This window comes from Pseudomonas cistanchae (genome assembly GCF_054483635.1).
This window is the reverse complement of record NZ_JBTLWN010000007.1, coordinates 353,569-366,452: the sequence shown is the minus strand read 5'-3', so window position 1 is coordinate 366,452 and position 12,884 is coordinate 353,569. Positions and strand designations below refer to the sequence as shown.

At 58.9% G+C, this 12,884-nt stretch carries 13 protein-coding genes; 6 read left to right on the top strand and 7 right to left on the bottom strand.

Annotated features, from left to right (window positions below; all coding sequences use genetic code 11):
- Positions 1-142: 142 nt before the first annotated feature.
- Together pssA and ilvC are read right to left on the bottom strand one after the other, a co-directional pair.
- Positions 143-958 carry a CDP-diacylglycerol--serine O-phosphatidyltransferase gene (pssA, locus tag ACX0MV_RS19850; RefSeq protein ID WP_458984217.1) on the bottom strand — a complete coding sequence of 272 codons (816 nt, stop codon included), beginning with the start codon at positions 956-958 and terminating at the stop codon, positions 143-145.
- Between the two features lie 152 nt (positions 959-1,110).
- Positions 1,111-2,127, bottom strand: a complete 1,017-nt coding sequence (gene ilvC / locus ACX0MV_RS19845; protein ID WP_458984216.1) for a ketol-acid reductoisomerase — start codon at positions 2,125-2,127, stop codon at positions 1,111-1,113.
- A 126-nt stretch (positions 2,128-2,253) separates the two neighbouring features.
- Here ilvC and ilvY point away from each other — a divergent pair, with 126 nt between their 5' ends.
- A complete protein-coding gene (ilvY, locus tag ACX0MV_RS19840) occupies positions 2,254-3,135 on the top strand; it encodes an HTH-type transcriptional activator IlvY (RefSeq protein ID WP_458984215.1) in 882 nt (293 codons plus the stop codon).
- 82 nt (positions 3,136-3,217) lie between these two features.
- On the opposite strand, the gene ilvN is transcribed toward ilvY, so the two are convergent.
- Positions 3,218-3,709 carry an acetolactate synthase small subunit gene (ilvN, locus tag ACX0MV_RS19835; protein WP_298116935.1) on the bottom strand — a complete coding sequence of 164 codons (492 nt, stop codon included), beginning with the start codon at positions 3,707-3,709 and terminating at the stop codon, positions 3,218-3,220.
- Between the two features lie 2 nt (positions 3,710-3,711).
- On the bottom strand, positions 3,712-5,436 hold the full coding sequence (locus tag ACX0MV_RS19830) for an acetolactate synthase 3 large subunit (protein WP_458984214.1): 1,725 nt from the start codon (positions 5,434-5,436) through the stop codon (positions 3,712-3,714).
- Between the two features lie 421 nt (positions 5,437-5,857).
- On the opposite strand from ACX0MV_RS19830, the gene ACX0MV_RS19825 reads away from it, so the two are divergent.
- Complete coding sequence (locus ACX0MV_RS19825; RefSeq protein WP_458984213.1) at positions 5,858-6,295, top strand: DUF4124 domain-containing protein; 438 nt, start codon at positions 5,858-5,860, stop codon at positions 6,293-6,295.
- 24 nt (positions 6,296-6,319) lie between these two features.
- Here ACX0MV_RS19825 and ACX0MV_RS19820 read toward each other — a convergent pair whose 3' ends face one another.
- The 3 genes from ACX0MV_RS19820 to mrcB are packed head-to-tail and all read right to left on the bottom strand — an operon-like array spanning position 6,320 to position 9,670.
- A complete protein-coding gene (locus ACX0MV_RS19820) occupies positions 6,320-6,646 on the bottom strand; it encodes a YqcC family protein (protein ID WP_458984212.1) in 327 nt (108 codons plus the stop codon).
- Positions 6,646-7,335, bottom strand: a complete 690-nt coding sequence (locus tag ACX0MV_RS19815) for a tetratricopeptide repeat protein (RefSeq protein ID WP_458984211.1) — start codon at positions 7,333-7,335, stop codon at positions 6,646-6,648. The genes ACX0MV_RS19820 and ACX0MV_RS19815 overlap by 1 nt, the downstream gene beginning before the upstream one ends.
- Positions 7,336-7,351: 16 nt before the next feature.
- A complete protein-coding gene (gene mrcB / locus ACX0MV_RS19810; protein WP_458984210.1) occupies positions 7,352-9,670 on the bottom strand; it encodes a penicillin-binding protein 1B in 2,319 nt (772 codons plus the stop codon).
- A gap of 118 nt (positions 9,671-9,788) precedes the next feature.
- Between mrcB and ACX0MV_RS19805 the strand changes: the two genes are divergently transcribed.
- From ACX0MV_RS19805 to ACX0MV_RS19790, 4 genes are all read left to right on the top strand, one after another.
- A complete protein-coding gene (locus ACX0MV_RS19805) occupies positions 9,789-11,348 on the top strand; it encodes a bifunctional aminoglycoside phosphotransferase/ATP-binding protein (RefSeq protein ID WP_458984209.1) in 1,560 nt (519 codons plus the stop codon).
- Positions 11,349-11,422: 74 nt separating this feature from the next.
- Positions 11,423-11,767 (top strand): pentapeptide repeat-containing protein, encoded by a 345-nt coding sequence (locus tag ACX0MV_RS19800; RefSeq protein ID WP_458984208.1) that lies wholly within the window; start codon positions 11,423-11,425, stop codon positions 11,765-11,767.
- A 3-nt stretch (positions 11,768-11,770) separates the two neighbouring features.
- Positions 11,771-12,553 carry a class I SAM-dependent methyltransferase gene (locus ACX0MV_RS19795; protein WP_458984207.1) on the top strand — a complete coding sequence of 261 codons (783 nt, stop codon included), beginning with the start codon at positions 11,771-11,773 and terminating at the stop codon, positions 12,551-12,553.
- Positions 12,553-12,825, top strand: a complete 273-nt coding sequence (locus ACX0MV_RS19790) for a TfoX/Sxy family protein (protein WP_458984206.1) — start codon at positions 12,553-12,555, stop codon at positions 12,823-12,825. The genes ACX0MV_RS19795 and ACX0MV_RS19790 overlap by 1 nt, the downstream gene beginning before the upstream one ends.
- The last annotated feature ends 59 nt before the right edge of the window (positions 12,826-12,884 follow it).

Sequence of the window (12,884 nt, the reverse complement as noted above, 5' to 3'; positions counted from 1 at the left end):
AAGGTCAACCGATTGTTATGCTTTTGTTTCAATCCTCACGAAATCGAGCGCCGCAACCACACAACTGCTGCGCGCCGCCTGCAGAAACAACAAAGCCGTTGAAGCTGACGCTTCAACGGCTTTGTCGATTGCGGTGGGACTGCTATTCGACGCTTTTACGGCGACGCAGCTGCAACAGGTATTGGATAGGGCCAGAGGCCGCATAAGCCAAGAAGATGATCAGCAAAATCCGAGGAGGATCGCTGAATACCACCGCGAACACCAAGACCACAACCAAGATCGCAACGAATGGCACACGCCCCTTCAGATCAAGATCCTTGAAGCTGTGGTACTTGATATTGCTGACCATCAGCATACCGGCAGCAGCCACCAACACGGCGACAACAAAAGCCATGTTGGAGCCTTTGATGCCGAAGTCGCTGAACGCCCAGACGGTACCCGCTACCACGCCCGCCGCAGCTGGGCTGGCTAAGCCTATAAAGTAACGTTTATCGGCGCTGCCAATTTGCGTGTTGAATCGCGCCAGACGCAGCGCTGCCCCCGCTACATAAATGAAGGCGACCATCCAACCCACCTTGCCCATGCTGCCAAGCGCCCATTCGAACGCCAGCAAAGCAGGCGCCACACCAAAGGCGACCATATCGGAGAGCGAATCGTACTCAGCACCGAAAGCGCTTTGGGTATTGGTCAGCCGCGCAACTCGACCATCCAGACCATCAAGCACCATGGCGACGAATACCGCCGCAGCGGCGACATAGAAGTTACCGTTCATGGCATTGATGATCGCGTAAAAACCAGCGAACAAATTGGCAGTGGTAAACAGGTTGGGCAGCAGGTAGATACCGCGATGACGAACTTTACGCCCCTCCGCATCATGTCCTTCTTCGATGTGTTCATCGATAGGCAACAAGCTTTCAGCGTCTGGGCCCGATTTTGGCTCTTCTGGACGTTCGTTCATGAACTGCACCTTGCAACGGATTCGAAAGATGTGGACAGGGATAGCCGCCAAGCGTTCGCCACCCCCTGATTTAACGCTAAAGCTTTATACCAGAAGCCCTGGCTTAAACGAAAAAACGCGGCACAGGCCGCGTTCTTTCATAACCAAAAAAATCAGTTCTTGGCTTTGTCGACGATCTTGTTGGCAGAGATCCACGGCATCATGGAGCGCAGCTTCTCGCCGACCACTTCGATGCCATGCGCCGCGTTATTGCGACGGTAGGCAGTCATGGACGCGTAGTTGGTGGCGCCTTCCTGGATAAACATCTTGGCGTATTCGCCGTCCTGGATGCGCTTCAGAGCATTGCGCATGGCTGCACGGGATTCGGCGTTGATCACTTCAGGGCCGGTCACGTATTCGCCGTACTCGGCGTTGTTGGAGATCGAGTAATTCATGTTGGCGATGCCGCCTTCGTACATGAGGTCGACGATCAGCTTCAGTTCGTGCAGGCACTCGAAGTAAGCCATTTCCGGCGCGTAGCCTGCATCAACCAGGGTTTCGAAGCCGGCCTTGACCAGCTCAACGCAACCGCCACAGAGAACAGCCTGCTCGCCGAACAGATCAGTTTCTGTTTCATCCTTGAAGGTGGTTTCGATAATGCCGGTACGACCGCCGCCAACGCCCGACGCGTAGGACAGGGCGACGTTCTTGGCATTGCCGGAGGCATCCTGGTAAACGGCGATCAGGTCAGGAATACCACCACCTTTGACAAACTCGGTACGCACGGTATGGCCTGGTGCTTTCGGCGCGATCATGATCACGTCGAGGTCTGCACGCGGTACAACCTGGTTGTAGTGGATCGCGAAGCCGTGGGAGAACGCCAGGGTGGCGCCCTTCTTGATGTTCGGTTCGATTTCGCTCTTGTACAGCTGGGATTGGAATTCATCCGGGGTCAGGATCATGACCAGGTCAGCGCCGGCAACAGCGGTGGCAACGTCAGCCACTTTCAGACCGTGGGCTTCAGCCTTGGCAACGGTGGCGGAGCCTTTGCGCAGGCCAACCGTCACGTCAACGCCGGAATCTTTCAGGTTGCATGCTTGAGCGTGACCTTGGGAGCCATAGCCGATGATGGCAACTTTCTTGCCTTGGATGATGGAAAGGTCACAGTCTTTGTCGTAATAAACTTTCATGTTCTTGGCTCTTTTAAATCGAAAAGGGATGGGGTGCATGCACCGCGACGGAGACACCTTAAGTGATCCGTTCCGTTGCGTAAAATGATATATTTGCAACACAACATGCCGATAATTGAAACATCTATGGACAGTCACGCGCTCAGGCTTTTTCTCTCTCTGGCCGACAACCTGCACTTCGGTAAAACCAGCCGCGAGCAGCACGTCAGCCCTTCCGCGCTCAGCCGCAGCATCAAACAACTCGAGGAGGAACTCGCTGCACCGCTGTTTCTGCGTGACAATCGCTCAGTCCGCCTGACCCGCGAGGGGCAGCAGTTCCGCGAGTATGCGAGCGAGGTCATGAATGGCTGGCAAGCCATTCGCCAGACCTTTAAGCAGGACCAGTTGGTCCTGCACGGCGAGCTTTCCCTGTATTGCTCGGTAACGGCCAGCTACAGCTTCCTCTATGACATCTTGAGCAGCTTTCGCCAGGATTATCCGCGCATTGAAATGAAGCTGCACACAGGCGATGCAGCCAAAGCCGTGGAGCGCGTGCAGGAAGGACTGGAAGACCTTGCCATCGGTGCCCGTCCCGACAGCTTGCCGGCCGGCATCGAATTTCAGCCTATAGCCCGCTCAGAGCTGTGTTTTATCGGCCCACAGTCACCTCAGCTATTGAGCGAGGAACAACTGAAGCATCCCGGGGCCGAAAGCTGGCTGGACGTGCCGATGATCCTCTCGGAGGAAGGCCTCGCCCGCACGCGAACCGACCTGTGGCTGAAAAGCCACAACATCAAGCCGCGAATTTATGCACAGGTGAGCGGTAACGAAGCCATCGTCAGCATGGTGAGCCTGGGCTTTGGCATTGGCGTGGTTCCGCAAATCGTACTCGACAATAGTCCACTGGCCGCACGCATCCGCATCTACGATATTCAGCCACCGTTAACCGCCTACGACATTGGCCTATTTGCGCTAGGCAAGCGCCTTAAAGATCCGCTGATCAATGCCTTCTGGAATCGCCAACGCTAGATGCGGGCAGCGAGTCACCCACGAAAAGCAAAAAGCCCTCAGGAGAATTCTCCCGAGGGCTTTTGTTTTACCACTAACGCAATCAGATGCTTAGCACTTTGTCGCCACGGGCAATGCCCGTCACTCCGCTACGTACAGTTTCCAGGATCGAGGCTGTGCCTATCGCCTGAATAAAGCTGTCCAGCTTGTCGCTCGTGCCAGCCAACTGAATGGTGTAGACGCTGGTGTTCACATCGACGATCTGCCCACGGAAGATATCGGTGGTGCGCTTAACCTCGGCGCGTTGGGCGCCGGTGGCCTTGACCTTGACCAGCATCAGCTCGCGCTCGACATGAGCGCTTTCCGACAGATCGACCAGCTTGACCACCTCGACCAGCTTGTTGAGGTTTTTGGTGATCTGCTCGATGACTTCGTCATGCCCAACAGTGGTCAGCGTCAGACGCGACAGGGTCGGGTCCTCGGTCGGCGCCACGGTTAGGCTTTCGATGTTGTAGTTGCGTTGCGAGAACAGACCAACCACGCGGGACAATGCGCCGGGCTCGTTTTCCAGCAGCAGGGAAATAATGTGTCGCATGATTAGGTACGCTCCGTCTTGCTCAGCCACATATCGCGCATCGCACCGTCTTTGATCTGCATCGGGTAGACGTGCTCACTGGTATCGACCTGAATATCGAGGAACACCAGACGGTCTTTCAGGGCAAATGCCTCTTCCATCTTCGGTTTCAGATCCTTCAGGTCGGTAATACGCATGCCGACATGGCCATAGGCTTCGGCCAATTTGACGAAGTCCGGCAACGACTCCATATAGGAGTGCGAATGACGGCTACCGTAGTTCATGTCCTGCCACTGACGCACCATGCCCAGCGCGCCGTTGTTCAAGTTGACGATCTTTACCGGAAGATCGTACTGCAGGCAGGTCGACAGCTCCTGGATGTTCATCTGGATGCTGCCTTCGCCGGTCACGCAGGCAACGTCATCATCCGGGAAACTCAACTTGACCCCCATCGCAGCGGGCAAACCGAAACCCATGGTGCCAAGGCCACCCGAGTTGATCCAACGGTTGGGCTTGTTGAAGCGATAATACTGCGCGGCAAACATCTGGTGCTGGCCCACGTCGGAGGTGACGAAGGCGTCGCCGCGGGTTACTTCGGAGAGTATTTCCACCACGGTCTGCGGCTTGATGATGCTGCCGTCGCCCTTCTCATAGGGGAACATGGCACGGCCGCCGCGCCACTCCTCGATCTGCTTCCACCAGTTCGACAGCGCTTCCTTATTAAGGCTTTCACCGATTTCCTTGAGGGTCGCAACCATCTCGGTCATAACGCTCTCAACCGGGCCGACGATCGGTATGTCGGCCTTGATGGTCTTGGAAATCGAGGCGGGGTCGATATCGATATGGATGATCTTGGCATTGGGGCAGAACTTGCTCGCACCGTTGATCACCCGGTCATCGAATCGCGCGCCAACCGCGAGAATCACATCGGCATGGTGCATCGCCAGGTTGGCGGTGTAGCTACCGTGCATGCCGAGCATGCCGAGGAACTGGCGATCGGTGCCTGGATAGCCGCCAAGGCCCATCAGCGTGTTGGTCACTGGCAAGTTGAGCATCTGCGCCAGCTCGGTCAGCGGCGCTGCAGCGCCACCCATGATCACGCCACCGCCTGAATAAATCATTGGCCGCTTGGCACTGAGGAGCAATTCAGCCGCTTTGCGAATCTGCCCCGAATGCCCACGCAATGCCGGGCTGTAAGAACGCAGCTTGACCTTCTTCGGGTAAACGTACTCGAACTTCTCGGCTGGATTGGTCATATCCTTCGGGATATCCACAACCACCGGCCCTGGACGACCAGACTGCGCCAGGTAGAAGGCTTTCTTCAGTACTTCAGGGATTTCCGAAGCGTGCTTGATCATGAAGCTGTGCTTAACGATGGGCCGGGAGATGCCGATCATGTCGGTTTCCTGGAACGCATCGGTGCCGACCATACTGCTCGGCACCTGGCCAGATAGCACCACCATCGGGATCGAGTCCATATAGGCGGTAGCGATGCCAGTGATGGCATTGGTAGCGCCTGGCCCCGAGGTCACCAGCACCACACCTGCCTTGCCGGTGGCGCGGGCATAGCCGTCAGCCATGTGAGTCGCCGCCTGCTCGTGACGAACCAGGATGTGATTCACTTCCGGCTCTTTGAACAGGGCATCGTAGATGTGCAGCAGAGCACCACCTGGGTACCCATAGATATTTTTAACGCCTTCGTCACGCAGGAAGCGGACGACCATTTCAGCGCCGGATAAAAGCTCCACGTTGTTCACCTCTAAAACGCCAGAAAGCCGCCCACAGGTAGGACGGCCTAAGATAGGTTTACTGTCAGCAGAGCATGAGCGACGGTGGTCGCCGACTACGTCAGCTACTACTGAGCAAGTATTGGGAAATCCCCAAAGTGTTGCGGGGGCTTCCCACCCAGCGCGAGGTAACGCGTTGCGGGTGTAACAGGTCGGCGCGGGTGTGCGCCTCATGTCTACTGAGCTAAAGCCTGCTTGCGGCGGACTCCACTACAGCGAGCGTGGAATTGTTGGGATTCGAGACCGCCAAGTCAAGCAATCCGTGATGGATTCTGCAATCTTCTGTGCCAGCTGCACGATGGGTGACGAATCTGCGGTTTTGGTTATAGTAACTGGCGGGATTTGCAGCTCATAATTTGGCAGCTTAAGAAAAGGAAACAGCATGCGCCGTATTATCCTCACCAGCAGTTTGCTGCTTGCCCTGAGCGCACCCGCCATGGCCAGCCAGGTTTATAAATGGGTCGACGCGCAGGGTGTCACCCACTTTGGAGCGCAGCCCCCACAAGGCCAGCAAGCGACCAGCATCAATACCGCAGCTCCGCCTCCGAAAACCGAGCAGGCACCAAGCAGCGCGCCGACCTTCGACAGCATCGCCGACCCTGACCAGGCTGCTATAGACGAGAAGGTCAAGCGGGAAGTAGCAGCCCAGGATGCTGAGCGCAAAAAGTATTGCGAAGGGATCCGGACCAACCTGGCCCAGCTGGAAAACAACCCGCGTCTGCGCGTGGAAGTCGAAGGCGAACTGCGCAGACTCAACGAGGAAGAGCGTCAGCAGCGGATCGCCGATACCAAAGCCACCATCGCTGAAAACTGCCAGTAACGAGCCGAGCAGCTTTAAAGCTGCTTAGGCATTCTTGGGCGCACTGATCAACTGATCGAAGTCGCCCAGCAATCGCACAAGCTCACGGGCCTGTGCGCCGAATACCTGCTCCGCCATTGGCTGAATGCCAGATACACTCGGCAGTGCAGCGCCGCTCTCCAGCATGTGCTTCATGCGCGGAAGAAATATCCACTGCAACCACTGATCAAACGCCATGCTGTCGACGCAGAACGGCTCCTGGCTCGCGAGCGCCTGCTCACTCGGCGGTGACGGTTGCCACCACCCCTGTAGCCGGAGTTCGCGCTCTATCAGCAGCAGCTGTTCGGCAATCGCAGGCACTCGTGCATCCATCAGAGATTTACCCGAGCCTGCTCGCGGGCCTGTGCGGCGCCCGCTGCGTCGCCTTGGCGTTCGCGGGCCTGAGCAATCAGGTTCCACAAACTGGCTTGCAAAGCTGGACGGCCATTGGCATAGCTCAACCCACGACGAGCGAATTGCTCGGCCTGAGCAGCATCGCCCTGAGCCAAACGCACTTCGGCCAACCGATAAAGCACTTGCGGCTCACGCGGAGCGATGCGCTGAGCACGCTCCAGGCTAGATGCGGCGCCGTTCAAGTCGCCAGCGCCCTGCTGCTGTTGAGCGCTGCTTAACAGCGCTAAAACCGGTCCGTCCAATTGCTCATCGGCAGCTAAACCGCCGCCACTGGGAATACCCGTGGGGGCAGTCGGCGCTGGCGAGTTGTACACACCTGGGTTGATCGGCTCGCTGCTGGTCATGACACCACTGGTGCCGCTTGGCGCGGGGAACGTCTCAATCGGCGCCGAGCTGCCGGCACCCTGCGGCACCATCACCACAACCCCGGAGTCCTCGGGAAGGCTTTGTGGCTGCGTCGGCTCGGTGCTGTATCCACCTGCACCCTCCTCCGATTGCTGGTAGATCGACGAACCGCCGTCAACAACCGGGATGGAACCACGGGGTACGGTGCTACAGCCACTGAGCACGGCCGAAGCGGTCAAAACAGGAAGAAACCACTTGATCACGATACGTCCTCTTAAATTAGTCTATCCAGCCGCGCACCCAGTCCATCACCGAGTCGACCGGCGCCTGCAGCCCGCATGCCGGGCCGGCCAGCGGTTCGCTGCCGCGAATATACGGCATCTGCACCGCACCGGGGCAGCTCGGATCAGAGCCTTGAGCCGTTACCGGGTCAATCCACGCCTGAACGATATTATCTGGCTGCGGCATATCCAGCGGCAGCGGATCGGCCTTGTACATAAACTCGGTCCAGACCTGCAAAGCGCCGGTGGCGCCAGTCAATGGCGTCGGGCCGTTGTCATCGCGACCCAGCCACACCACCGCCAGCAGATCCTGGCTGAACCCGGCGAACCAGCTGTCGCGTGAGTCGTTACTGGTGCCGGTTTTGCCCGCCAGCTTCAGCGAGCCTGGCAGGCGGCTATAGACCGAGCGCCCCGTGCCTTCGCGCATGGTGCGCTGCATGGCATTTTGCAGCAGGTAGATTGCACCCGCATCGAAGCGCTGCTGAATCTGAAACGGATAGCGCTTGAGCGGCTCGCCCTCGGCCGTCAACACGCTACGGATTCCGCGCAGCGGCGTATTGAAGCCGCCATTGGCGAGGGTCTGGTACATGTCGGCCACTTCCAGCGGGCTCAGGGCGCCAGCACCAAGCAACATCGACGGATAGGCCGGCCACTTCTGCTCGACACCGAGGCGGTCGAGGGTCTTGAGCACTGTCGGAACGCCAAGCTCCATGCCCAGCTTGATCGTGGACAGGTTGTAAGAATTCACCAGGCCCTGGTACAGCTTGATCGTGCCATGGGTCTTGCGATCGTAATTCTGTGGGCGCCAGAGCTGCCCATCCTGCCCTTTGATCGAGACGGCCTCGTCTTCCAGCAGGCTGGTCAGGGTGTACTGGCTTGGGCGTTCCAACGCGGCCAGATAAACAGCTGGCTTGATCAACGAGCCGATTGGCCGGACTGCATCCAGCGCCCGGTTGAAGCCGGCGAAGCGCGGCTGGCGACTGCCGATCAGTGCTTGCACTTCGCCGGTTTCCGGATTGGTCACGACCATACCGGCCTCGACCATTTCCACCCCCTTGCGTCCAGCCAGGCGCTGCAACGACTCAGCCAGCGCGGCTTCCGCCTTGAGCTGCAGAATGGGATCGAAGCTGGTGAAGATGCGCAGCCCTTCCTCGGTCAGATCCTGCTCCCGGTAGTCCTCGCGCAGCTGACGCTTGACCAAGTCAAGGAATGCCGGAAACGAACTGTCGGCAAGGCTGCCGCGCTGGGTGACGCCAAGCGGTTTCTGCTTGGCGGCATCGGCCTGCTCACGGGTAACCACACCTTGCTCGGCGAGCACATCGAGAACCAGATTGCGTCGTTCGAGGGCACGCTCAGGGTTACGTCGCGGGTTGTAATACGTCGGCCCCTTGACCATCCCGACCAGCAGCGCAACCTGATCGAGCTTCAACTCGGACAGCGGCTGACTGAAGAAATATTGACTGGCCAGACCGAAACCATGCACTGCGCGCTGGCCGTCCTGGCCAAGAAACACCTCATTGAGATAGGCCTCAAGAATGTCCTTCTTCTCGTAATGCAGCTCCAGCAGCACCGCCATCATGGCTTCGGTTGCCTTGCGGGCCAGGGTGCGCTCGTTGGTCAGGTAGAAATTCTTCACCAACTGCTGGGTCAGCGTACTGCCGCCCTGGCGCAACTGGCCTGCAGTGGCATTGATCCACACGGCGCGGGCGATGCCCTTGGGCGACACACCAAAGTGATTGAAGAACTCGCGGTCCTCGATCGCGACCAGGGTTTCCACCAGATACGGCGGCACCTGGTCCAGCTTGATCAGCAGGCGGTCCTCCTGGTGGGCCGGGTACAACCCGCCAATCAGCATCGGTTCCAGCCTGGCGACGGCCAGATCACCGCCATTGGCCTGTTTCAGGCCTGCAACATAATCACCGGAGAAGCGCACGCGAACGCGCTGCGCAGGTTCGGTGCTCTCATAAAACTGGAAGCCGCGCGTATGCAACTCCAAATTATTGGCCGCAACCGATACCGCGCCAGGACCACCAACTGCGGCTTCGCGACGATAACCAAGGGCATCCAGCTCTTTAAGAAAGTCGGTCTTGGAGAGCTTTTGCCCAACGAACAGCTCTAACGGTCGCGCATAGACCTTAGCGGGTACGGTCCAGCGCTTGCCGGAGAACTTCTCCTGCACGACAGCATCGAGGTACACCGCGAATACGGCAAGCACCACCAGACCGACGAGACTGAGTTTAAGGGCCCAGCTGAGCCAGGGGCGCATGCCCCGCGAGCGGGATTTGGAACGGGGACGGGAGGATCGGGAACGAGTCATGGCGCGGCATTATACGCACTTTGCCCGGCACAAGCAGACACAGCCTGGCGGTTTGCAGACTGGAGCTCAGCAGCCATAATGCCGGCCTCTGAATTCGACTAGAAGCCAAGGATCGCCCGTGAGCCAAGCCCTGATCGCCGCCCTGCAGAACCCCGCCATCTACCCTCACCCGGTCGAGGATTTCCAGGTCATCGAGACGCATATTTCCTGGGTGATACTGACCGGCCCTTTCGCTTACAAGATCAAAAAACCAGTCAATTTTGGTTTTCTCGACTTCTCCGAACTGACGGCGCGCGCGCATTTCTGCCAGGAAGAACTGCGGCTCAACCAGCGCCTGACCAAGGATTTGTACCTTGAAGTACTGCCCATTACCGGCAGCAGCGACGCACCGCAGCTCGCGGGCGATGGCCCGGCGATCGAGTATGCACTGAAGATGCGCCAGTTCCCCGCCGGACAATTGCTCGGCGAGCTGCAAGCCCGTGGCGAGCTGAGCGAAGCCCACATCGACGCATTGGCTCGGCAGATCGCCCACTTTCACCTGAGCGCGCCGCAGGTTGCCCAAGAACACGCGCTAGGAACGCCTGAAGCGATCATGGCGCCCGTGACCCAGAACTTCGAGCAGATCCGCCCGATGCTCTCGGATAAGACTGATCTGCTGCAGCTGGACGCACTCGAGGCGTGGGCGCAAAGCAGCTTCGAGCGTCTGCAGCCACTGCTGGCTCAGCGCAAGGCGAACGGGTTCATTCGCGAGTGCCACGGCGATATCCACTTGGGTAACGTCACGTTGCTGGATGACGAGGTGGTGCTGTTCGACTGCATCGAATTCAACGAGCCATTCCGCCTCATTGACGTGGCATCCGATGCTGCCTTCCTCGCCATGGACCTGGAAGACCGCGGCCTCAAGCCGTTCGCTCGCAGATTCATCAGCAGCTGGCTGGAACATACTGGCGACTACGCCGCCCTGGAATTGCTGAATTTCTACAAAGCCTATCGCGCAATGGTTCGCGGTAAGGTCGCGCTGTTCCGTCTGGGGCAGGAACAGGATGCGGTGCAGCGCGCCGTTATTCTTCGCCAATACCGCAGCTATGCCGCTCTCGCAGAGAGTTACAGCGCCATACCCTCGCGCTTTCTGGCGCTGACGCACGGGGTTTCCGCGGTTGGCAAAAGCCATGTGGCCATGCGCCTGATCGAGGCGCTAGGTGCCATTCGCCTGCGCTCGGATGTCGAACGCAAGCGCCTGTTCGGCGAGCAAGCGGGCGACAGGGCTCAGCTGAGCAGCGGGATTTATAGCCAGGACGCCAGCGCCGCGACCTATCAACGCCTCCATCAGTTGGCCAATACCGCACTGCATGCGGGGTTTCCCGTGGTGATCGACGCCACTTATCTCAAGCACGCCCAGCGTCAGGCCGCCTGGCAGGTTGCCGAGGAAAACGGTGCACCCTTCCTGATCCTCGATTGCACCGCACCCGACGACGTCATCGCGATCTGGCTGGAGCAGCGCAAGGCCGCTGGCCTCGACCCTTCAGACGCGACCATGGAGGTGATCCAGGCCCAACATGCCAGTCGCGAAGCACTTACCGATGAGGAGCAGCTGCACAGCAAGCGGGTGAATACCCACGAGAGCGCCAGCCTCGACAGCTTGATTGCGCGCATCCGGCAACGTTTGCCTGGCTTGTAACCTGGCGCGCGCCACGGCAAGCAGAGCGCGCCGTGGCTTCTATACTGGCTGGAAATCCCCGTTGGAATCCCGCCATGAGCCAGCCCCGTCAACTCGACAATCCGCTGTATCGCCTGCTGCGCAATGAAGACATCGCCGGCTTCAATAAGCAAAGGCCGCAGGAAGGCGAAATCGACCTAAGCAGCGGCGACTTTCGCGGCATCGATCTTCGCAATCTGAATGCGCTGCACATTAATTTCACCGATGCCTACTTCCGAGGCACCGACCTACGCGGCCTGGACCTGCGCGATGCCAAACTCGACGGCGCCAGCCTGGCCCATGCGCAAATTTCCGGTGCCTACTTCCCGGTGGAGCTGACGGCAGACGAAATCCTCATGTCGGTCAATTTCGGCACCCGCCTGCGTTATCGCACCAAATAATCCATGCATGACGTCAGCCAGTTGTTCGGCGTCCGCGCGGACGGCTACGCCCAGTTCAGGCCACATTACCCCGAGCAGCTGTTCGCCTGGCTGGCAGACCAGAGTCCGGCTACCGGCTGCGCCCTGGATATCGCCTGTGGCAACGGGCAGGCCAGCCTGCCCCTGAGCAAGCACTTCACCCAGGTCCTGGCATGCGACTCGAGTTTCGAGCAACTGCGCGCCGCCGAGGCCCCGGCGGTGATGCTATTCGCCGCGAATGCAGAGGCGCAGCCCCTGGGCGATAACAGCCTGGATCTGATCGTGGTGGCGCAGGCACTGCACTGGTTCGCCACGCCGGCCTTTTTTCGCGAAGTCGCCCGGCTACTAAGGCCTGACGGGCTGTTCTGCGCCTGGTGCTACGGCCTGATGCAGGTTGATCCGCAGGTCGACCAACTTATCACCCGGTTTTATTCCAGCACCCTGGCTGGTTGCTGGCCAGAAGGGCGCAGCAGCATCGAAGCGGGTTACCGGGACATAAGCACCCCATTCCCGCGTATCGAGGTGCCGCAAATGGCTATCGAGGCTCAGTGGACCTTCGCTCATCTGCTTGGCTATCTGCGCACCTGGTCCGCCGTGCAGCGTTGGGAAAACCTGCATGGGCGCGATCCGGTTGCAGACCTGGCGCCGGCGTTGCGGGAGGCATGGGGCGATATCAAAAAGCCACGCTTCGTTCACTGGCCGCTACACTTCCTGGCAGGCAAGCCAAATCCTGTTGTTTCGCTGCATCAACCACGCAAGGAGGTTTGATGAACGACGAACTGCAACATTTGAAGAACTTGGGGAAGACCTCGGCGCAGTGGCTGCATGCCGTGGGCATCCATAACGCCAGCGACTTGCGCCGGCTTGGCGCGGTGAGCGCCTACAGTGCGGTGCGCGCCCGCGGTTTCAGGGCTTCCAAGGTCCTGCTTTACGCGATAGAGGGCGCGCTGTTGGATGTGCACTGGAATGAACTGCCACCCGCACATAAGGCCGAACTGAACGGCCAGCTCGACGCCAGCCTGTCACGCAACAAGAGCTAGCTCACAACCTCCATGCACAACGATTTACCAATGGCCTAACGCACCCTATTCTCTAGAGG

What these genes read in the sequence shown, in the direction of transcription:
- pssA (WP_458984217.1), bottom strand. Translation starts at nt 958, where the DNA reads ATGAACGAACGTCCAGAAGAGCCAAAATCGGGCCCAGACGCTGAAAGC.
- ilvC (WP_458984216.1), bottom strand. Translation starts at nt 2,127, where the DNA reads ATGAAAGTTTATTACGACAAAGACTGTGACCTTTCCATCATCCAAGGC.
- ilvY (WP_458984215.1), top strand. Translation starts at nt 2,254, where the DNA reads ATGGACAGTCACGCGCTCAGGCTTTTTCTCTCTCTGGCCGACAACCTG.
- ilvN (WP_298116935.1), bottom strand. Translation starts at nt 3,709, where the DNA reads ATGCGACACATTATTTCCCTGCTGCTGGAAAACGAGCCCGGCGCATTG.
- ACX0MV_RS19825 (WP_458984213.1), top strand. Translation starts at nt 5,858, where the DNA reads ATGCGCCGTATTATCCTCACCAGCAGTTTGCTGCTTGCCCTGAGCGCA.
- ACX0MV_RS19820 (WP_458984212.1), bottom strand. Translation starts at nt 6,646, where the DNA reads ATGGATGCACGAGTGCCTGCGATTGCCGAACAGCTGCTGCTGATAGAG.
- mrcB (WP_458984210.1), bottom strand. Translation starts at nt 9,670, where the DNA reads ATGACTCGTTCCCGATCCTCCCGTCCCCGTTCCAAATCCCGCTCGCGG.
- ACX0MV_RS19800 (WP_458984208.1), top strand. Translation starts at nt 11,423, where the DNA reads ATGAGCCAGCCCCGTCAACTCGACAATCCGCTGTATCGCCTGCTGCGC.
- ACX0MV_RS19795 (WP_458984207.1), top strand. Translation starts at nt 11,771, where the DNA reads ATGCATGACGTCAGCCAGTTGTTCGGCGTCCGCGCGGACGGCTACGCC.
- ACX0MV_RS19790 (WP_458984206.1), top strand. Translation starts at nt 12,553, where the DNA reads ATGAACGACGAACTGCAACATTTGAAGAACTTGGGGAAGACCTCGGCG.